13 protein-coding genes are annotated in these 22,080 nt (G+C 55.5%); 4 read left to right on the plus strand and 9 right to left on the minus strand.

Translation table 11 applies throughout. The annotated features are described in order from the left end of the window. Window positions 1–26: 26 nt before the first annotated feature. The gene (locus ABD949_RS08990) at window positions 27–3,932 is read left to right on the plus strand and encodes a DUF7149 domain-containing protein (RefSeq protein WP_345242674.1); all 3,906 of its coding nucleotides are present in this window, start codon (window positions 27–29) and stop codon (window positions 3,930–3,932) included. Between the two features lie 241 nt (window positions 3,933–4,173). Here the strand turns inward: ABD949_RS08990 and ABD949_RS08995 are convergent, their stop codons facing one another. Both ABD949_RS08995 and ABD949_RS09000 read right to left on the minus strand, forming a co-directional pair. Beyond that, the gene (locus tag ABD949_RS08995) at window positions 4,174–6,105 is read right to left on the minus strand and encodes a PAS domain-containing sensor histidine kinase (protein ID WP_345242676.1); all 1,932 of its coding nucleotides are present in this window, start codon (window positions 6,103–6,105) and stop codon (window positions 4,174–4,176) included. A gap of 114 nt (window positions 6,106–6,219) precedes the next feature. Next, on the minus strand, window positions 6,220–8,091 hold the full coding sequence (locus ABD949_RS09000) for a pseudouridine synthase (protein WP_345242678.1): 1,872 nt from the start codon (window positions 8,089–8,091) through the stop codon (window positions 6,220–6,222). A 207-nt stretch (window positions 8,092–8,298) separates the two neighbouring features. On the opposite strand from ABD949_RS09000, the gene ABD949_RS09005 reads away from it, so the two are divergent. Continuing rightward, the gene (locus ABD949_RS09005) at window positions 8,299–10,284 is read left to right on the plus strand and encodes an acetoacetate--CoA ligase (RefSeq protein ID WP_345242680.1); all 1,986 of its coding nucleotides are present in this window, start codon (window positions 8,299–8,301) and stop codon (window positions 10,282–10,284) included. Window positions 10,285–10,477: 193 nt separating this feature from the next. Next, complete coding sequence (locus tag ABD949_RS09010) at window positions 10,478–12,184, plus strand: S41 family peptidase (RefSeq protein WP_345242682.1); 1,707 nt, start codon at window positions 10,478–10,480, stop codon at window positions 12,182–12,184. 59 nt (window positions 12,185–12,243) lie between these two features. Here the strand turns inward: ABD949_RS09010 and ABD949_RS09015 are convergent, their stop codons facing one another. The 4 genes from ABD949_RS09015 to ffh form a co-directional block, all read right to left on the minus strand. Then, window positions 12,244–12,696: a hypothetical protein gene (locus ABD949_RS09015; RefSeq protein ID WP_345242684.1), complete on the minus strand. Its 453-nt coding sequence runs from the start codon at window positions 12,694–12,696 to the stop codon at window positions 12,244–12,246. Between the two features lie 16 nt (window positions 12,697–12,712). After that, window positions 12,713–15,103, minus strand: a complete 2,391-nt coding sequence (locus ABD949_RS09020; protein ID WP_345242686.1) for a T9SS type B sorting domain-containing protein — start codon at window positions 15,101–15,103, stop codon at window positions 12,713–12,715. Between the two features lie 102 nt (window positions 15,104–15,205). Further along, on the minus strand, window positions 15,206–17,596 hold the full coding sequence (locus ABD949_RS09025) for a T9SS type B sorting domain-containing protein (protein ID WP_345242688.1): 2,391 nt from the start codon (window positions 17,594–17,596) through the stop codon (window positions 15,206–15,208). 112 nt (window positions 17,597–17,708) lie between these two features. Next, the gene (gene ffh / locus ABD949_RS09030) at window positions 17,709–19,028 is read right to left on the minus strand and encodes a signal recognition particle protein (RefSeq protein WP_345242690.1); all 1,320 of its coding nucleotides are present in this window, start codon (window positions 19,026–19,028) and stop codon (window positions 17,709–17,711) included. A 150-nt stretch (window positions 19,029–19,178) separates the two neighbouring features. Between ffh and ABD949_RS09035 the strand changes: the two genes are divergently transcribed. Next, on the plus strand, window positions 19,179–19,742 hold the full coding sequence (locus tag ABD949_RS09035; protein WP_345242692.1) for a Uma2 family endonuclease: 564 nt from the start codon (window positions 19,179–19,181) through the stop codon (window positions 19,740–19,742). Window position 19,743: 1 nt separating this feature from the next. On the opposite strand, the gene ABD949_RS09040 is transcribed toward ABD949_RS09035, so the two are convergent. The 3 genes from ABD949_RS09040 to ABD949_RS09050 form a co-directional block, all read right to left on the minus strand. Beyond that, window positions 19,744–20,100: a VOC family protein gene (locus ABD949_RS09040; protein ID WP_345242694.1), complete on the minus strand. Its 357-nt coding sequence runs from the start codon at window positions 20,098–20,100 to the stop codon at window positions 19,744–19,746. Between the two features lie 90 nt (window positions 20,101–20,190). Next, the gene (locus tag ABD949_RS09045; RefSeq protein WP_345242696.1) at window positions 20,191–20,571 is read right to left on the minus strand and encodes a c-type cytochrome; all 381 of its coding nucleotides are present in this window, start codon (window positions 20,569–20,571) and stop codon (window positions 20,191–20,193) included. 4 nt (window positions 20,572–20,575) lie between these two features. Further along, window positions 20,576–21,982 carry a PQQ-dependent sugar dehydrogenase gene (locus ABD949_RS09050; protein ID WP_345242698.1) on the minus strand — a complete coding sequence of 469 codons (1,407 nt, stop codon included), beginning with the start codon at window positions 21,980–21,982 and terminating at the stop codon, window positions 20,576–20,578. Between the last annotated feature and the right edge of the window lie 98 nt (window positions 21,983–22,080).

The following is a 22,080-nucleotide window of genomic DNA, read 5'->3' on the forward strand; positions in this document are numbered from 1 at the left end:
CTGTTTCCGACTTGCCGTAACCGTTCATGAGTACCGCCAAACCATACAGTTCTCCCCGTCAGGCGCTCAACAAGGCGTTTCGCATCCGCCCCGTTGGTCGTGACGAGCTGGAGCAGTTTAAAGCGCAACTGCGCCTGCTGCTGAGCCGCATTGACGAAAACGAGTCGGAGGAGAACGTAAAAGGGCATTTAGCCGATTTTCTGAAAGATACCGGCTTCAAACCGGACTACCTGATTGCCACCAAAGACCATAAGGATCTGGTGATTCATACCGGACCGGAGGCCGACAGTGCGGTGGGTGTCATCTTTGAGGTAAAACGGCCGAAGAATCTCAACGATATGCCCACGCCTTACCAGCTTAACTCGCGGGCCATGCACGAGCTGATGCTGTATTACCTGCGCGAGCGGGTGCTCGACGGCAGCAACGACATCCGCCGGCTGGTCATTACCAATATCTACGAGTGGTATATCTTTGACGCTCACGATTTTGAGCGGCTGTTCGGGGTAAATACGCTGCTGGCCAAGCGCTTCCGGCAGTGGCAGGCCGGGCAGACCAGCAGCGCCAGCACCGAGCATTTTTACAACGAAATTGCCCGCCCGTACCTGCGAAACCTCAAAAACGATACGCTGCCGTTTACGTACTTCAACCTGAAAGAACACCTGAAGGCGCTGAACAGTACGGACCCCGCTACCGACAGTTCGCTGATTCCGCTGCTCAAAGTGTTCTCGCCTACGCACCTGCTGAAGCACGCCTTCGGTAACGACAGCAATAGCCTGAACCGGGAGTTTTACCACGAGCTGCTGCACATCATCGGGCTGGAAGAGGTTAAGGAAGGCGGCAAACGGCTGATCCAGCGGAAGCAGCAGCCCCACGAAGGCTCCATGCTCGAAAACACGATTACCATTCTCGATTCGGAGGTTAATCTGGACCGCCTGCCCGATCTGGCGAAATACGGTGACAGCCGGGCCGAGCAATTGTATACCCTTGCCCTGTCGCTGTGCATTACGTGGATCAACCGCATTCTGTTTCTGAAACTGCTGGAGGCCCAGCTTGTCAACTACCACCGCAACGATACGACAAAGCAGTTTCTGCGGCCCGACCAGATCCGCGACTACGATGTGCTGAACAAACTCTTTTTTCAGGTACTGGCCAAACGGCCCGAAGACCGCCCGGCCAGCGTGCAGAAGCAGTTTGGTTTTGTACCGTACCTGAACAGCTCCCTGTTTGAGATCAGTGAACTGGAGGAACAGACGCTGCGCATCAGCAGTCTGGACGATAGCCTGGTGATACCCTTGTATGGGCATTCGGTGCTTGGAAAAAACACCCCTCTTAATCCCCCCTTGTTTAAGGGGGAAGAGGGCAACGCCGACGCTATGGGCGTCCGGCGGGCGGGTGGGCAGGTTAGTACGCTGCATTACCTGCTGAGCTTTCTGAACGCCTACAACTTTGCGTCGGAAGGTGCGGAGGAGGTGCAGGAGGAGTCGAAGACGCTCATCAATGCCTCGGTGCTGGGGCTTATCTTCGAGAAGATCAACGGCTACAAAGACGGTTCGTTCTTTACGCCCGGCTTCATTACCATGTATATGTGCCGCGAGACCATCCGGCGGGCGGTGGTGCAGCGGTTCAACGAAACCTACGCCTGGAACTGCGCCAATTTCGAAGAATTGCAGGACCGCGTCGAATACGCCGATAAGACGGTACGCCAACAAACTAATCAACTAATTAACAAATTAACCATCTGCGACCCGGCGGTGGGTTCGGGCCATTTTCTGGTGTCGGCGCTGAACGAACTCATTGCCATCAAAGCCGATCTGCGCGTGCTGAGCTACCGCGACACGGGCGAACGGGTACGCGGCTACGACATCAGCATTGAAAATGATGAACTGGTGATCATTGAGCAGGAGACCGGCCAGCCGTTTGCCTACCGGCTCAACGAAAAAGGGCAGCCCATCACCGACCGTCAGCGCCTGCAGGAAACGCTCTTTCACGAAAAACAGACCCTCATAGAAAACTGCCTCTTCGGCGTCGACATCAACCCCAATTCCGTCAAAATCTGCCGCCTGCGGCTGTGGATTGAGCTGCTGAAGCATGCGTACTACAGGGCATGGGGCAAGGGGCCGGGGGCAGGGGGTATTGGGCAGGAGGAGAATGCACCCTCTTTGCCCCCCGCCCTCGAAACGCTGCCCAATATCGACATTAACATCCGGCAGGGGAACAGCCTGGTGAGCCGGTATCCGCTGGAAGCGCCGTTTGAGACGGCCGGCCTGGAACGGCGGCTGAACGATTACCGCAGCTTTATTCAGGAATACAAAAGTAACGCCGAAGGAGAGCGTAAACGGGGACTGCGCCAACTGCTGGCCGACATCCGCAGTGAACTGGTAAAGCAACTGCCCGACGAGGCCAAACCCCTGCGCGACAAACTCCGCAAGCTGGAAGTGGAGCTTTACCAGAAGTACGAAACGGGTACGCTGTTTGGCACCAGCCTGACTGCAGCCCAGCAGAAAGACCGCGCCCGGCTGGAACGGGAAATTGCGGATACCCAGCAGAAAATCCGGCTGATTGTCGATAATCCGCTGTTCCGGAATGCATTTGAGTGGCGGTTTCAGTTTCCGGAAGTGCTGGACGAAGCCGGGACTTTTGCGGGCTTCGATGTGGTGATCGGCAATCCGCCGTATATCCGGCAGGAGGAAATCAAAGACAGTAAGCCGCACCTGGCGCAGCAGTACCGCACCTACGCCGGCACCGCCGACCTGCTGGTGTACTTCATCGAAAAGGGTATCTGCCTGCTGAAGCCGGGCGGGCATTTCTCCTACATCATCTCCAACAAGTTTACCCGCGCCGGTTTCGGCAAGCCGCTCCGGCAATGGCTCCGGCAGTGGCAGCTTACCGAGCTGTACGACTTCGGTGACCTGCCCGTGTTCGACGAAGCGACCACGTACCCGCTCATCCTGTCGGCCCGGAAAACGGCTCCGACCCAGCCGATCCGGGTGGCCAACGTACAAACGCTGAAGTTTGGCAGCCTGGCGGGTTACCTCAACGAAAATGCCTTCCAGACCGCCCCGGCCGCCCTGAACGACGACGGCTGGATGCTGACAGATTCGGCCGTACACGACCTGCTCGAAAAGATCAAACGGCAGGGCGTACCGCTGGGTGAATACGTGCAGGGCAAAATCTATTACGGTATCAAAACCGGCCTGAACGAAGCCTTCGTCATCAACGACGAAACCCGCCGGCGGCTCATCGTCGAAGACCCCCGCAGCGCGGAGGTAATTAAGCCATTTCTGGCCGGGCGGGATGTGAAGCGGTATCAGGTGCCCAGACAAGGTACCTATCTGATTCTGTTGCCCAGCGGTTTTACGGTCAGGCGGTACGGCAAATTGCCGGAGGCCGAGGCCTTTGCCCGTTTAAAGCAGGATTTTCCGGTTATCAGCAGTTACCTGGAGCCTTTTGCAGAGAAGGCCCGCAAGCGTACGGACAAAGGAAATTACTGGTGGGAGTTGAGGGCTTGTGATTATTATGATGAGTTTTCCAAACCCAAACTGGTGTTCCCCGATATAGCGGTTGCTATGCAGGTTTGTTATCTTCCTAAAGAAGCATTCTTTGCGAACACTTGCTATATGATCCCGTGCGATGATAAGTATCTACTGACGGTCATGAATAGCTCACTCATGCTTTTTGTTTACCAGAGCTTAAGTGCATCCATCCGGGGTGGGTATATGCGCTTTTTCAAACAATACGTTGAGCAGCTACCAATAAAGAAACTATTGCCAGCGCCTAAAAAACCTTTCATCGAAAAAGTAGACGCTATTTTATCGGCGAAGCAGCAGGACCCGTTGGCGGATACCTCCGCCCTTGAAGCCGACTTAGACCAGATGGTGTATGCGCTATATGGCCTGACGGCGGAGGAGGTCGCGATTGTTGAAGGGCGGTAAGCGGTGCTGGTTAGGATTTCCGAATCGCCGGGCGACCCGCCTGACTCCAGCTCGTCCGCGTTTATAACGCGAGACGGGCGAGGTGCGCGATTGTATCGCGATTTTAATCAATAGGCGCACGACTCACTCGCGAGACAGACGCGAATCTCGCCCGTCTCGCGTTATAAACGCGGACGAGCGGACGCGTCACAGACCCGGACGAGCCGGGAACGGGTATGGTGGTTGCGGGGCCTTAACTCAATCAATTTTCCTGATAAGGCAGGTATACCGTAAAGGTTGATCCCTGGCCGGGGGTGCTTTGGGCCTTGATGGTGCCGCCGTGGAGCTCGGCTACTTTTTTGCAGAGTGCCAGCCCAATGCCGGTGCCGTCGTACTGGTTACGGCCGTGCAGGCGCTGGAAAAGCTGAAAGATACGCTCATGGTGCTTCTCCTCGAAACCGATGCCGTTGTCGGTAACGTCAATAACCACCCACCGGCCTCTGCTCTGGTCAATGGTGAGCATAGTCAGGTCTCTGGCATCGGTTATCTGGCAGGTAATGGTTACGGCGGGTGTTTTATCGCGTTGCTGGAACTTCAGGGCATTACTGATCAGGTTGCGGAAGAGCTGCTGCAGTTGGGTGGCATTCCCCTGCACAATGGGTAAGGAGCTGAAGCTGATATGAGCCCTTTTTTCGCGGATGATCTCATCCAGATCGAGCAGTACCTCGGTGAGTATCCGGTTCAGCGGCACACTGCGCATCTGTTCGTTGCCGACCGTCAGCCGGGAGTACGCCAGCAGGCTCCGGATAAAGGTTTGCAGCCGGGCCGACGACTTGCTGAGCCGGGCCAGGTAATCGCGGGCGGTTTCGTCCAGCGAAGCTGCGTAGTTCTGAGTCAGCAGATTGCCGAATGCTTCAATCTTGCGCAGGGGCTCCTGCAGGTCGTGAGAGGCTATATAGGCAAATTGTTCGAGGTATTCGTTGGAGCGTTTCAGTTCGCCGACCATCTGCTCCAGCCGGTGCTGCATAATCCGGCTCTCCGAAATGTCCATATATGAGAGTACCAGCGTATTCTCGTCCATGCGGGAGATTGCCAGGTCATACCATTCCTGGTAGCCATCTACGTTGTAGAAAAACTGCTTACGCTGCGACTGCCCGGTTTCCAGCACCTGAACGTACACATCAAACAACTGGAATTCCTGGGCGGAGGGAAAAAGCGCACGCAGGGAGCCGCCAATCAGTTTCTCCTTGGCAATGTGGCTCATCTGACACGCCATCTGATTGGCCATAACAAACCGGAAATCCTGCACTGCGCCGTTGGCGTCGCGTACCGGTTCCATCGCCAGCATGCCATTGATCGCCCCATTGAGCAGCCCTTCTACCCGTTCAGTCTGTTTAACCGCCTGCCGGACAGCAAGCCGGGTCGCGGTAATGTTGACAAAAGTGATGACCAAACCGTCGCCCATCTTGACGGCCGAAATCTCGTACCAGAGATTCTGGAGCGGGTAATGTCGTTCGGTGTGGTGCGGTACGCCCGTCTCTACAACCTGGACATAAGCCTTAAACAGGCCCTGCTCCTTACTGGCTGGATAAACCTCCAGCAGTGTACGGTTAAGAGGATCATACCCGAATTTTTCCAGCAATTCCTGGCGGGCTATACGGTTGCATTGCACGACCCGGAAATCGGCAATCTGGCTGGTAGCATCCCGGACCGATTGCATGACATAGATACCATTCAGCGAGGAATCGAATACCTGCGTCAGCAATTGACTTTGCTCCTGGAGCGCCAGCGAAACCTGTTTGGCATCGGTGACATCCTTAACAACCGTCAGCAGGCCATCATTCAGTTTGGTGGCTGTAATATCATGCCACCGTGTGTGTCCGTTAAACTCGTAGGCCCGTTCAGCCCGGTAGGGCGTGCCGGTTTCGATCACCCGCACGTAATTGGTAAATATCTCCTCGGTGACCATCTGGAGCTGTTTCAGCGAATGGCTCACCAGCACCTCATGCGTTAAAGAAAAAGTATCAAGAATGCGCGGGTTGTATAACGTCAGCCGGAAATCGACAATGGTTTCGGAGGTATCCCGAATGGGTTCCCACAACAGGATATAGTCGATGGAGCTGTTCAGAATGCTCTGGAGGATGTCTGTCTGGGGCTTAGCAGCCGTATGAGAAGAGTGGTTGCTTTCGACCATGATGAACGGTAATATCGGCTGCGACTTTGCGTAAAAACAGTTGAATATCAGAATTATTTCTGAATAAATTGCCTGTCAAAAAAGAAAACCCCGGCCAGAGCGCCGGGGTAGCTTTTAAATCAGATATTTTAATTTGACCACTTCTTTGGGCTCCAGAAAGCGCCACTTCCCGCGCGGCAGGTCTTTTTTGGTCAGGCCGGCGTACATGGTCCGGTCCAGCTTGGTTACCTCATAACCGAAGTGTTCAAAGATCCGGCGCACGATGCGATTGCGGCCGCTGTGAATCTCGATACCGACAACCTGAGCATCCGGCGTTACCAGCCCAAGATCATCGGGCTTGATAAGTCCATCTTCCAGCTCAACACCGGCCTGAATGGCTTCAAAATGCTCTTCGGTGATTGGCTTATCGATTTCTACCTGGTATATTTTCTTGATGTTGTGCGACGGATGCGTCAGTTTTTCGGCCAGTTCACCGTCGTTGGTCAGCAGCAGCAGACCGGTCGTGTTGCGGTCGAGCCGCCCCACCGGATAAATCCGGAACGGACCGGCATCGGCTACCAGTTCCATCACGGTTCTGCGCTCTTCCGGGTCATCCGTGGTGGTGATGTAATCTTTCGGCTTGTTCAGCAGCACATACACCATCTTCTCCGGATTCAGCACTTTGTTGCCGTATTTAACCACATCAGTGGGCTGTACTTTGTAGCCCATTTCGGTTACGACCTTGCCGTTCACCTGGATGTCGCCCCTGGCAATCAGATCGTCGGCCTCCCGGCGGGAGCAGATACCGGCATTGGCAATGTAGCGGTTCAGGCGGATCACCCCATCGGCTTCGGCGGCTGTCTGCCTTTTAGCCAGCGCCGTCTGCTTCTGTTTCTTCCTCGCCAGCCCTTCACGGATGGCGTCCAGATTATAGGTAGGGGCCTTATCGAAGCGTCCTACACGCCGTTCGCGGCTGTCTTCCCGGAACTTGTCACGGTTGTCTTCGCTACGACGGCTATCGCTACGCTGGTTGTCGCCCCGGCGGCCAGATCGATCATCGGCACCCGGCCGGCGGTTGTCTCCTCTACCGAAAGGACGTTCCTCATTCCGGTTGTCACGTGGTCCGTCATTACGGCCAAACCGGTTGCCACCGTCCCGGCGGTCATCCCGATCAAAGCGGGGACGGTCTGGTCTATCGGAACCTGGTCTATCGCGACCCGGTCCGTCGAAGCGCGGTTTGTCATGGCGATCATCCCGGCGGTCGTTGCCACGCTGGAAATCCGTTCTGTCGTTATCTCGGCGGCTGTTGAAGCCTCGGGCGTCGTCACGTCGGGCGTCGCTACGCCGGTCATCACCAAATCGTGGTCTATCGTGTCTCGGTCTGTCGTCGCGTTTGAAACCCGGTTCATCGCGACGGTCAGAACGGTTAGGCCCACCAAAGCGCGGACCGTCGTTGCGTGACCCGCCACTGCGTGGTCCGTCATTGCGTGGTCCGTCATTACGGTTGTCGCCAAAACGGGGTCTGTCGTGACCCGGTCTGTCGTGACCCGGTCTGTCTTCCCGGTCTCCGCCAGACCGTGAGCCACCAAAGCGTGGTCCGTCACTGCGTCGGTCTGATCCGCCGGAGCGCTCATCATCGCGCCGGCTGTTTCCGAATCGCGGACGATCTTCCCGCGGTCTTTCGTGACCCGGTCTTTCGTGACGCGGTCTATCGCGACGCGGTCCGTCGTTACGGTTATCATCCCGGCTGAAGCGGGGGCGGTCATTATCTTCCCGACGATTTTCTCCACCAGTAGGGGCGTCGCGACGGTCGTCGTCCCGACGGCCAAAGCCTCCGCGGTCGTTGTTGCTGCGGGCGTCATCATCACGACGTCCGAAAAAAGGTCGTCCACCTTCCCGGCGGTCGCCACCACGACGGTCATTGTCATCACGGTTCTCTCCGCGGTTATCACGGGAGTCATCGTCGCGCGGTCCGCCGTCGCGGTTAAAAGGATTGTTTTTCTTCATGAAAAAGTACAGTAATCACTACTGTAAAAATATACTAAACGTGTTATTTTCAGAGTTTTAAGGGAGCGGCAGGGATAAAAAGGGCTGCAAAGTTACAGCTTTTAATGCTGGTATTCGTTATCGTCCCGGTTGATAACGTAATTTGTCCTGAAAGAATTCAGGATACCGATTCGTCGTTAGTCGATAGTTATTCACTTCTCTTTTCTCATGACTCCTACCTCTATCCGTCCTTTATGGAAACCCGACCAGCGGTTTATGGAACAGTCGATTATGAAGCAGTACATGGACTGGCTGTTTGTCAAAAAAGGACTTTACATCCGTACCTACAACGACCTGTGGGATTGGTCGGTAACTGATCTGGAAGACTTCTGGGAGAGTATCTGGCAATTCTTTGATGTGCAGAGCCATACCCCTTACCGGCAGGTTATTATCAAACCCGACCGGGGCATGATCGGCACCCAGTGGTTCGACGGAGCCACGCTGAACTACGCCGAACACATTTTCCGCCACAAAACAGCCCAGCGGCCGGCCATTCTGTTTCAGTCGGAGCGGCAAACGACTACCAGGCAGATCTCCTGGGCCGACCTCGAACGGCAGGTAGCTGCCGTATCGGCTTACCTGCGGCAAAACGGCATCGGCCCTGGCGACCGGGTGGTGTCGGTGCTGCCCAATATTCCCGAAGCCGTCGTCGCCTTTCTGGCCACCAATGCCGTGGGCGCCGTGTGGTCGAGCTGCTCGCCCGACTTTGGTACGTCCAGCATCGTCGACCGGTTTCAGCAGATCGAGCCCAAGCTTTTGTTTGCGGTAGATGGCTACACCTACAACGGCAAGCCCATCGACAAAACCGATGCGTTCCGTGAGCTGCGGCTGGCGCTGCCTACGCTCAAAAAGGTAATCTGGCTCCCGTACCTCGACCCGGAGAGCCGCCTGGAGCGGGCCACCCTGTGGGAAGAAGTATTGTGGACGAGCCCGATGGGGCTGGAGTTTGAGCCCGTGCCGTTTAACCACCCCATCTGGGTACTGTACTCGTCGGGTACCACCGGCAAGCCCAAAGCCATTACGCACAGCGTGGGCGGCTGCCTGCTCGAACACCTGAAGGCCCTGGCGCTGCACCAGGATGTCTGCGCCGGGGACCGCTACTTCTGGTACTCGACCACCGGTTGGATGATGTGGAACTACTCGGTAGCCTCGCTGCTGGTGGGCGCTACGCTGGTCCTCTACGACGGCTCGGCCGGGTCGCCGGACCTGAATGTGCTCTGGAATCTGGCCGAACGGGCGCAGATCAACCATTTTGGCGGAGGAGCCGCCTACTATCTGTCGTGCATGAAAGCCGGAATTGAGCCGGCCAAAACGCACAGGCTGGGAGCCCTCCGCTCGATTGGGTCCACGGGTTCACCGCTGCCGCCCGAGGGGTACCGGTGGATCTACGAGTCGGTCAAAAAAGACGCCTGGCTGATTTCGCTGAGTGGGGGTACCGACGTCTGCAGTGGTTTTGTGGGAGGCTGCCCGCTGCTGCCCGTTTACGAAGGAGAGATTCAGGCGCGGCTGCTCGGCTGCAAGGTAGACGCGTTCAACGAGGCCGGCCGGCCGGTGCGGGACCAGCTCGGCGAGATGGTCATTCTGGAACCCATGCCGTCTATGCCTATCTACTTCTGGAACGACCCCGGTCATAAGCGTTATTTCAGCAGCTATTTTGAGCAGTATCCGGGAGTCTGGCGGCATGGCGACTGGATCAAGATCACCGAGCGCAACAGCGTTATTATCTACGGCCGTTCGGATGCCACGCTGAACCGCGACGGCGTCCGGATCGGTACGGCTGAAGTGTACAGCGCTGTAGAAAATATTCCCGAAGTAGCCGATAGCCTGATTATCGGTATCGAGAAGCCGGGCGGGCAGTATCTGATGCCGCTTTTTGTGGTGCTGCGGGAGGGGCAGACGCTGTCTGACGAGCTGGTTGCCCGCATCAAAAAGACCCTGCGTATGCAGTGCAGTCCCCGGCACGTTCCCGATGTCATATACGCTATTCCTGAGGTACCTTACACCATCAGCGGCAAGAAAGTAGAAGCGCCCGTCAAGAAGATCCTTTCCGGTGCCGATGCGGCCTCGGCCGCCAGCAAAGACACGCTGCGAAACCCGGCTGCCCTCGATTTTTTTGTAAAAATGAGTGCCGACGGATTAGAACAAAGTGTGTAATTTTAACAACAGTCGCTGGGTCAGTTTTCCGCAATCCTTTCCTGTCAGCTATTTTATCTACCTTTTAGGTAGATAAAATAGCTTCTGGCATAGGTTTAGCAGGGATAAATGGTGAAACGCGTCTGCCGGCAAACACTATTCACGAAACAGCGCGTTTTTACGTTTTATCCAACTTTGAACTATTGATTGACCTATGGCAGAGAAAGAGGAGTTCGGCGGGGCCGCAAAGAAGCGGATTCAGAACGACAAGGCAACGGTTCGTTTGCCGATGATACTGGGGGTCACACTGGCCTCGGGTATGCTGATCGGAGCGACCTTTTTTGGAGGGACCAAAAGTTTGACGAACATTGGTCGGGGTTACACGAAATACAAGGAGATTCTGCAACTGATTGAAAACAACTACGTTGATACCGTTAATACCGAGGAACTGGTCGATTACTCGATCGCCAAAATGCTGGAGAAGCTTGACCCGCACACGGCATACCTGAATCCGCAGGAAGCCGTGGCCGCCCGCACCCAGCTCGAAGGGGGCTTCGACGGCATTGGGGTTGAGTTCAATATCTACAAAGATACCGTGTATGTGGTAACGCCCCTGGCCGGCGGTCCTTCCGAAGCGGCCGGCATCCAGAGTGGTGATAAGCTCATCAAGGTGAACGACACCCCCCTGACCGGCGAAAAAGTGGATAACGGGGTGGTGTTTAAAACGCTGCGCGGCCGGCGCGGTACCGAAGTGAGCCTGACGATTATGCGGAAGGGTGAGAATGAGCCCCGTACCATCCGGGTCATGCGCGACCGCATCCCAACCTACTCCGTGGATGCTGCCTATATGATTGACGACAAGACCGGATACATCAAGGTTAACCGGTTCTCCGAAACTACATACGATGAATTTAAGAATGCGCTGGCTTCGCTGAAACAGCAGGGCATGACCCAAATGATGCTCGACCTGCGCAACAACCCCGGCGGTTATATGGACCGGGCCACCAGCATGGCCGATGAGTTTCTGGCGGGGAACAAACTGCTGGTATACACCGACGGCAAAGACGATCGCTACGACCGCCGGATTCACGCCCGCATTGCCGGTCAGTTTGAAGAAGGCCCGCTGGTGGTGTTGGTAGACGAAGGGAGTGCCTCGGCTTCTGAAATTGTGGCTGGTGCGCTGCAGGACCACGACCGGGCGTTTATCGTGGGTCGCCGGTCGTTCGGCAAAGGGCTGGTGCAGATGCCGGTTCAGCTGACTGATGGCTCCGAACTGCGCCTGACGATCTCCCGCTATTTTACGCCGAGTGGCCGCAGTATCCAGAAACCCTACGTACCGGGTAAGGAAGGCGACTACGAAAAGGAACTGGAGTTACGCTCGAAGCGGGGTGAATACTTTATTGCCGACAGCATCAAGAATGATCCGAAGCTGAAGTTCAAGACATCGGCCGGCCGGGTCGTATACGGTGCCGGTGGCATTACGCCCGACTACTTTGTGCCCCGCGATACCCTCTGGCAGACCAACTACCTGGCGCAGTTGCTGGCCAAGAACATCACCCGCGAGTATGCCCTGGAATACGCCAACGACAACCGGAAGAAACTGGAAAAAATGGCGTTTGCCGATTTCAACCGGTCGGTCAGCATCACCGATGCCATGCTGCAGCAACTGGTTAAAGATGCTACAGAGCAGGGAATCAAGTTCAACGAGAAAGAGTATAACCGCTCGAAAGACTTTATCCGGACACAGGTAAAAGCCTACATAGCCCGGTATGTTTACCAGAGAAACAGCCGGAATGGTCAGCAGAATGAGTTCTTCCAGGTCATGGGCGACGCCGATGATACCTATCAGAAGGCCCTGACCCTGTTTGACCGCGCCCGCATGCTTGAGCGGGGCATCCTGACTACGCAAGCCAACAAATAACGGGATACACCCAAACGTAACCGGAAGCGGATGCCCTGCTGGCGTCCCTTCCGGTTTTTTTATTCTTTGGGGCCAAATTGATACACTACGCCCAGGTACGAGTACAGAATACCGCTTTTGAAGTTCCGGCGGGCGAACGGCGACATTTCAAACGCTACCCGCAGGTTAGGAATCGAAGCGATAGGTGCTATCCGCACCCCGGCATGCAGGGAGTACCCTTCCAGCACCTGCTCGTTCACCAGCGTATTGAGCGCGTTGAACCGGATGCCGGCTCCGGCATAATAAGCTGCCGACTTCTGCCGGCTGATGGTAACCATGGGGGCCAGGGTAGTGCTGAGTGAGCCAAAGAGGGTATTGGTCTGCACACGGGCATCGAGCCAGAGCTGCCGGTTGGGGTTTGTGCTGACTGAAAAGAGGGAGTTAAACGGGTAATAGGCAACCGAAGCCTGGCCAAAACCGGAAAAGGTAACGAAGAAGAGCAGTACGGTGAGCACCGAAACGGTTTTTTTCATGGCGCAAAGATAGCCCTCAGTACAATACCGTAATGTTGCCCCGGTACTGAATTCCCTTGCGGTTCGTATCAATCCGGAACGGATAGGAACCGGGCTCTACCCGCTCACCCCGGTAGGTGCCGTCCCAGGGTTGCTGGTAGCCTTTGGAGTAAAAGATAACGCTGCCCCAGCGGTTGAAGATATACACGTCGCAGTCGGGGAGGTACTGGATACCCCGTATATCCCAGGTGTCGTTGGTACCGTCGTTATTGGGCGTAAAGGCCGTGGGATAGAGGAGTTGCTCCATAACCGTTACCTGTATTTTTTCTGCGGCCCGGCAACCCAGGGGTGTAACTACCTGAATGGTATAGATTCTTGAATCGACGGGATTAAGCGTTGGAAGCAGGCTATCCGGATCACTCAGGCCATCGGGTGGCGACCACACCGCCTGTTCCACAGGCGTGTTAATCGTTACCGGCATCACCCTGGAATCACCCCGGACGATGACCATTTCTTCCGGCATACTCAGGCCAATATCGTCCTGAACCGCAATGATGCGCGTTTGCTGATTTCGACATCCGTTGGCGTCGGTATAGGTATAGGTAATTGCGTGCCGGCCGGCTCCCGCTGCGGTCGGCACGAACTGATCACCCGTAATGCCCTCGCCGGTAAACTGTCCGCCGGTGGGTGAAGCGGTCAGCGTAACACTGCGCTGCACATCGCAGATGGGGTACAGGGTGTCGAACACGATGCCGGGGAGCGGGGTTTGGGCCAGGCTGAACGGGGGGGAGGTTGCCTGACAGCCATGCTGGTCCTCAACCGTAACCTGATAGGTGCCGGGCAGGGTAGTGGTCACTGTTTTCTGGGCGGTCAGTAACCAGGGCGAGCCGTTGCGCGACCACGCGAACTGAACGCCTGTATTACCATCTGCGGTAAGCTGCACCGGAAGGGTGTCACAGATTACTTTCTGGGGGGATACCAGAATCGCTGCTTTTGGAAGCGGATGAACCGTTACCCGGAGGCTATCCCGGGCGGGGCAGACGTTGCCGGTTTCGGTAAACTCGACGGTATACATACCACCAAACCGGGCCGTTACGGTCCGGGCGTCTGGCTGGTCGAGGCTGACGGTATCCCGAAACCAGCGGAGAGTACCTTCTGTTGCCTCGGCTTTCAACTCGACAGAGCCACCTTCGCAAAACGCCAGCGGACGGGCCGCGGTCAGTTTCACGGTCGGGTAGGGGAAGAGGGTAACCTTTACCCCCTGGGAGGTAGTGTCTCGGGCGCATATATCCGCCCGGCTTTTTACGACGGTATAAACACCCGGCTCCCGAATGGTGATTGTGGCGCTGGTAGCCCCGGTGATGTTTATGCTGTCCCGCTGCCACTGGAGCGACCACTTCGGATCGGGCTGTGTTTCGAGCTGGATACTGCCACCCGTGCAGAAAGATACCGCATCGACGGGCTTATCGTTGCTGGTAATAATCGGGGGAGGGGGTGTGGCCGGGTTGCACTCCTTAACCAGTAACTGGAACTCCCGGCGAACCATACCGATCTGGACGCCATTCCGCAGCTCGGTAACTTCTACGGCAAAGACAAATAAACCCTCCTGACTGGCCCTCAGGGTTAGTTCGCCCGTGCGGGCGTCTATCTCCAGCGGAACCGGTCCCGGTATCATTATCGCATCACTGTAGCCGGGGTTCCAGACCGCAGCCGGGTAGGTAGTATGGGACTGCGGACTGGTCACGACACTTTGGCCGGTTTTGGTGTATCCAACAAGCGGGGTCACCAGTCGGTAGCGCAGTTCATCTTTGTCCGGGTCCGTAGCCCTGAACGACATCTGGAAGGGCAAGTTGACGCAGGCGTATTTTCCGTTCGGCAAAACAAAGTCCGGCGTTGAATTTATGAAGTTTTTGTTATTCTGGAGCATGGCCGGAAACTCCAGGTAAAAGGCCATACCCACTTCGGCGGGTTTGGCAATATTGTTGATAACGGCATTCCGGCAGCATCGCTCCCAGATAATGTAGTAGCCATCGGGATCGGCGTAGCGGGTTACGTCGAATTTAACATCGGCCGAATAGCGCACTTCCGACGTCAGGAGGCCCTGGAGTTTGGCGCAGACAGGATTGTCGTAGGTGAAATTCTGTTTACTGGTCCGTTTGAGCGTAAACTCATCCATGAACTCACGGGTGCGTAAACTGAATACATAAATGACCAGCTCCGTTTCGTACTGGTCGACGTTACCGCTTTTGGCAATACCGTCTTCGTCCCAGAACTGATTTACGGTGATTTTATATTGCCCTAACCGGCCCAGATGGATCATACTGATGTCGCCACCCACAATATGATTACCTGTTGCCTGTTTTGCCGATAACAAACAACCGAAGAGGAGTAATATACCAATCCATTTCTTTTCAATAGAAATGTCCATACAAACGCTGCGTCACTACTTAAGAGGTGTATAAGGTGACTAAGATAAGAAGTGACATATAAATAAAACGGCCAGAAGCTGTTTTTTTATTATTCCGGCATTTCAGTACAGGACCGTAATGTGCCCCCGGTACTGAATTGACTTGAGGTTCGTGTCGATCCGGAAGGTGTATGTGCCGGGCTCTACCCGCTCACCCCGGTAGGTGCCGTCCCAGGGCTGCTGGTAGCCTTTGGAGTAAAAAATGACGCTGCCCCAGCGGTTGAAGATATATACGTCGCAATCGGGGAAATTATGGACACCTCTAAGCTCCCAGGTATCGTTGGCACCGTCGTTATTGGGCGAAAAGGCCGTGGGGAGGAACATCCGCTCAACTACTTTGACGTGGATTTTCCCTTCTGCCTGGCAACCCGACGCTGTCACCACGGCGATCGTATAGGTTTTTGAATCCTCAGGTCGGGTGGTCGGTTGCAGCACATCCGGATTATCCAGATCATCGGGGGGCGACCACGTAGCCTGCACAACGGGTATCTTAACCGTAACGGGCATTACGCCGGATTCTCCGCGCAACACGACCAACTCCTCCGGCATATTCAGCCCTACATCTTCCTGGACCAGAACAATCCGGGTCTGCTGGTTTTTACACCCGTTCGCGTCGGTATACGTGTAGGTGACGGTATGCTGGCCGGGACCGGCGGCCGCCGGGTCGAACTGGTTACCGGCCGTGCCTGTACCCGCATACTGGCCACCGGTGGGCGTAGCGGCCAGGGTAACAGCGTTACGGGTGTCGCAGATGGGAGCGATTGAATCAAACCGGATGAGGGGGAGCGGGGCCTCGGTTATGTCCAGCGAAGCCGAGGTGCCCCGGCAGCCGTTGCGGTCGGTAACGGCTACCTGGTAACGCCCTTTCCGGGAGGTAGCTATCGCAGGCTGGGTGGTCTCTTGCCAGGGAGCGCCATCGCGCAGCCAGGCGTACTGTACACCGGAGGAACTGGTAGCGGTAAGCTGAACGGGGGTGGAACCGCAGACAACAGGCCGGGGCGATGCCGCAAGCGACGCTGTTGGTGCCGGATTAACCAGGAGACGGACACTGTCCCGCCCTGGGCAGGCGTTACCCGTTTCGGTATATTCAACCAGGTAGGTGCCGCTAAGCTGAGCCGTAATGGCGGGAACGTTTGGCTGATTAAGATCGGTTTTGTTGTGAAACCAGCGCAGGGTTCCCTGGGCCGGGCTGGTTTGGAGCCGGACAGATTCGCCCTCGCACAGTGACAGGGAGCCCGACGGGGTCAGCTTCACCCTGGCCGCGGGCGTGAGGGTGGCGTTAACCTGCTGGGAGACGGTGTCTTTGGCGCAGACATCCGAGAGGCTTTTAACCACCGTATAAACGCCAGGTTCCCTGACGGTCAGCGTTGGGCCGGTTGCGCCGGTAATATTCACTTTGTCTTTCTGCCACTGGAGTAGCCATTTGGGGTCGGCCTGGGTTTCGAGCCGGACGCTGCCGCCGGAGCAGAACGACACGTCTGTAGCCGGCAGACTGTTGCTGGTGACGACCGGGGCCGGGGCCGTAATCGGATTACAGTCCTTAACCATTAATTGAAATTCCCGGCGTACCAGCCCGATGGGCACGCCATCCCGGAGTTCGACCGCTTCAACGGCAAAGACAAACAAGCCCTCCTGGCCGGCAGTGAGCGTGAGTTCGCCGGTACGTTCGTTGATTTGCAGGGGGACAGGCCCCGGAATCATAACCCGGTCGCTGTAGCCGGTTCGCCAGGTGGCCGTGGGGTAGGAGGTACGCGACTGCGGAGTGATTACCAGACTTTGCGTGGATGAGGTGTAACCGACCAGCGGGGTAACCAGCCGGTAGCGGAGTTCATCGCCGTCGGCATCGTTGGCTTTAAAAAGCAATTGAAACGGTTTGTTTACGCAGGCGTACTTACCGTTCGGCAATACAAAATCAGGCGAAGAGTTGATGATGGTGCGGCTGTTGGGACGCATGGCCGGAAACTCCATATAAAAGACCATACCTACCTGGCCGGGCGTGGCAATGTTACTGACGGCGGCATTGCGACAGCAGCGTTCCCAGACTATGTAGTAACCGGAGGGATCCGTGTAGCGGTCGGGGTTGAACCGTACGTCGGCGGAATAGCGTACCTCGGAGGTGCGTAGTCCCTGCGAACGGGCGCAGGTGGGGTTTTCGTAGGAGAAATCCTGCTTGCTGGTACGGTTAAGCTGAAACTGGTCCATCAACTGCCGCGTACGCAGGCTATAAACAAAAACGGTCAGATTTGCTTCATAATTACCGTTATTACCACTCAGGGCAATCCCTTCCTCGTCCCAAAACTGGTTCAGGGACAGACGGAAATAACCCGGCTGGCCCAGGTTGACCATGCTGATATCACCGCCGACAATATGATGCCCGAATGCCTGCTTTACAGGAATCAGATAAGCGAGTACGAGAAGTAAACAAACCCAGTTAGGTCTCGTAAAAATGTTCATATAAACATTATATACTTTTGCGCTATAGGATTACTATACTAATGTACTCAATATATAACAAAATAGCGGCCTGAAGCCGCTATTTTGTTATATAATCTGTCGGACGGACTGCTTAGCGCATCATTTTGTTCAGCTTGCCGGATGCCTGCATCTGGTTCATCTTCTTCATCATTTTGCGCATTTCATCAAATTGCTTCAGCAGATTGTTGACCTGCTGGATGGTGGTACCGCTACCGGCGGCAATCCGGCGTTTGCGGTTGTTGTCAATCATGTCTGGCCGTTCGCGCTCCTTGGGCGTCATGGAGTTGATCATGGCTTCGATGGGCTTGAAGGAGTCGTTGTCGATGTCCAGGTCCTTCACCATCTTGCCCATGCCCGGAATCATACCCAGCAGGTCCTTGACGTTACCCATCTTTTTGATCTGCTGCAGCTGCGACAGGAAGTCGTTAAAGTCGAACTGGTTCTTACGCATTTTGGCGTTGATCCGCTTGGCTTCATCTTCGTCGAAAGCCTGCTGCGCCCGCTCGACCAGCGATATGACGTCGCCCATCCCCAGAATCCGGCTGGCCATCCGGTCGGGGTAGAACACGTCGAGCGCTTCCATTTTCTCGCCGGTGCTGATAAACTTGATCGGCTTGTTCACGACCGTCTTGATCGATAGGGCCGCCCCACCTCGGGCATCACCGTCGAGCTTGGTCAGCACTACGCCGTCGAAGTTCAGCCGCTCATTGAAGGTTTTGGCCGTGTTGACGGCATCCTGTCCCGTCATAGAGTCTACCACGAACAGCGTCTCCGAGGGAGCCAGCGCTTTTTTGAGGTTTTCCACCTCCTGCATCATGGCTTCATCGATGGCCAGACGACCGGCGGTATCGACAATCACCACTTTCTTACCCGTTTTGCGGGCGTGGGCCAGGGCGTTCTGCGCAATCTGAACGGCATTTTTGTTCTCGGGTTCGGCGTATACCTCTACGCCTACCTGCTCACCCAGTACTTTCAACTGGTCGATGGCCGCCGGGCGGTAAATGTCGCAGGCGGTAAGCAGGACGTTGCGGCCCTGTTTTTTCAGGTGAGCCGCGAGTTTGCCGGAAAAGGTTGTTTTGCCCGAACCCTGCAGACCGGCGATCAGAATAATAGCCGGATCGCCTTTGACGTTGATGCTTTCGGCTTCACCGCCCATCAGCTCGGTCAGTTCCTCCTGCACGATTTTTACGAACAGCTGGCCCGGCTCTACAGCGATGAGTACCTTGCGGTCGAGTGCTTTCTGCTTGACGCGGTCGGTTACTTCTTTAGCCACTTTATAGTTAACGTCGGCGTCGGTCAGTGCCCGGCGCACCTCTTTCACGGTGGTGGCGACGTTGATTTCGGTAATCCGGCCCTGCCCTTTGAGGGTCTTGAAGGCCTGATTTAACTTATCCTGAAGATTCTCAAACATACAATGCTGTCTTGTCTATGCCTCAAACAGGGCGAAGTGCCTTATTTGAATCGTAATCGCAAAGTTAGTGATTTTTGGCGGGACGTTGTGAATCCTAACGGGTTAAGTTATCTTTGGGATATACCCGTTAAACCCGTTGTTTCTAAAGTTATGGCTGTTGCGTTGGGCGTGAAAAAGATGACCGTACACGAGTTCCGGAATCTGGAGTTCGCAGAGAACGACAGGCACTGGTATGAACTCTTAGATGGTGAACTTGTGAAAAAGAAGGCCCCAACGCCCGCCCACCAACGCGTCGCCCGGAAGCTTACCCTGGCCCTGGACGCATTTATCAGTCAGAATAATCTGGGCGAGTTGTTTTTCGCTCCGGTTGATGTTTTTCTGGATGATACCAATTCTCCCCAACCTGACTTAGTGTTTGTGGCGACCGCAAACGAGGCAATTGTCACTGATAACGGCATCGAAGGTGTTCCCCAACTGGTAGTCGAGATCATTTCGCCAACCTCGGTGGTGCGGGACCGGTTCACGAAGAAAGACCTGTACGAACGATTCGGCGTTAAGGAATACTGGATAGTAGACCCCTCTAACCAGGAAATAGAAATTTATACGCTCAACAACGAGCGGTATGAACTGCTGAGTGCCGCTTCGGTACTGGAAGGCGAACTCAAGTCCGCTGTGCCGGATGATCTGGTACTGGATGTAAAGACGCTGTTTTAACCTACTGCTGCGACCGAAGCCCCAGCCGGTTGCCTTCCGAATCTTCGAACAACCCCATAAATCCCTGTTCCGGGCTAATCTGCGTTTTCGTCCGGATGACCTTACCACCCGCCGGCTCTACCCGGTCGAGCAGCTCCGCCAGATCATTACCCCCGTCGAAAAACAGAAGCACACCTTCGTGGGAGGGCTTATAGGCGTGGTGTTGTACCAGCGCTCCCTGACCACCGGCAAGCAGGCCCATTTTCAGATCGCCCAGGTCCAGATGCATTACGGGGGTGTCAAACAACTTACCGTAAAAACCGGCGGCACGGGCCAGGTCCGACACGGGTATTTCGAACCATTTTACAGAAGGCTGCATACGTTTGAGTGATTAATTGAAATACTGCTTTAAGTTACTGTTTTCCACTGGAAAGACGGGCTTTTCGCCCGTCTTTCTAGTGTAGAAAAACTATCGTTTTGCCATATTTGCGTATTCGTTATTCGTCCGCATGGCTTTCAGGTAATCCACCAGATCGTCCAGCTCCTGTCTGGATATTTTGTTTTCCTTGAAAGACGGCATCTTCCCTAACCCCAGCGAGAACGCCTTGCTGCGGACGCGGAACTTGTAGGCAACGCCCGGAAGGGGCACCTGCGGGAATGGCCACCCGGCCGCTCCTTCGCCCTGCGGATGACACGGCTGGCAGTGCATCATATATACCTGCTGGCCATGAACTGCTTTATCATTCAGGGCCAGTGGCTTTCGGACAGGCTGGCGTTGCCGGTAGCTGCAGGATGACAGTGACAGGAGCAGAACGGTTACTATCAGTAGGATTTGTTGTCTTAGTCTCATGGTTTTACTGTTTAGTGATTCGCCAGATAACGCCGGTTTGTTTTTTAGGAGCCGGTCCGCTTTTCGTAATTTCCATCACCCCAAAATCGGCGATGTACATAGCGCGGTCGTCGGGCGAGAACTTTACATCGACCGGCCGTTCCAGACCTCCGCTTTTCTGCCGGGATGCGGGTCCATTCTTCCTACCTTTGTTGACGGCGAAGTCGGTGATCACGCCCGTGCCTGGGTTTACCCGCACTACCTTATAGCCAACATGCTGATAGATCTTGCCGACATCCGGTGCCTGATCGCCAAACTGGGCCACAAACACTTCTCCCCGGTATCCGAAGGCGTCACTATCGGAGAAGTCCATACCCACCGCCGACGAATGACAGCCAAACCGGGCCAGTGGGGTCGGCACCTGATTAGGCTGCGAAGCCAGTAGCTGGCCCTGCGGTTGCACAGAGAAATCGGCGGCATGGTCGGGCCAGCCGTACCAGCGGCCCCGCTCTACGCGCCACAGGAAGTCGGGCGCGGCCCAGACGGGCCGGCTGCCCCGGTCGTCGAAGCCATTGTCAGTCAGGTAAAGCTGGTTGTTGTGGAAGAGCAGGCCAAAGGGGTTACGGAAGCCCCACGCCACCAATTCTGGCTGCCCGCCTTCCAGCGGTATGCGCATGACGGCTCCACTGCACGGTATCTGTCCCTTGATTACCTGATTGGGCGTGGATGGCGTACCGTAAGGCAGAAACGCGCCGGTGGTTACCTTACCCTCGGCCAGCACGTTCTTTTCGGTGTAGTTCCGGCCGGTTAGCGTGATATCCTGACAGGGAATATCGTGGAAGTTGGGATGGCGCTTCAGCCAGCCGAATTTGAAATTGTCTTCGCCCACTATACCACTGTTCGTAGCGGTGCCGGTAGAAAAGTACAGGTAGTTGTCATTACCGATGACGGGGCCGTTGGTGTGATGGTCACCCATAGTGGGCAGGTTGGCGATAAGTACCCGGCGTTCGCCGGTGCGGGAGACGCGAACAATATTCCCACCGGCAGTTTCGCCCCCTTCGGCAATGTAGAAGTAGCCGTTGCGGTACGTGACACCATTCCAGGGAGCCGTTTTGGGGTCACCCTCCAGAATGGTCTGCTTGCTGCCGTCGGCATTGATTCGGACAAGGCGGGGTGTCTGAAAGTCTTCCCCGTAGCTGTAACCTGCCTCAATGACGTAGAGCGTCCCGTTTTCATCGAAGGTAATTGCAGAAGGGTAGGTGAGTCCCTGGGCAACGGCCTCTAGTTTGTAACCTTCCGGCAGGGCTACATCGGCCGGATTGATCGTTCGGGTGACGGGGTTAAAATTCTTATCGCCGTAAGGACCAATTCGGATGCAGGAGGTACAGGCGGTAAGTAAACCAATAAAACTAAATAGTCTATAAAGTCTCATACACAACTAGGAAAAAAGTATGAGACCGTAACGCGTCGTTAAAGTCGATGGTTATCCATCGTATCAAATACCTGATGGAATGGTCTGAAAACAGAAAA

Source organism: Nibrella saemangeumensis (assembly GCF_039541915.1).
GTDB lineage: Bacteria > Bacteroidota > Bacteroidia > Cytophagales > Spirosomataceae > Nibrella > Nibrella saemangeumensis.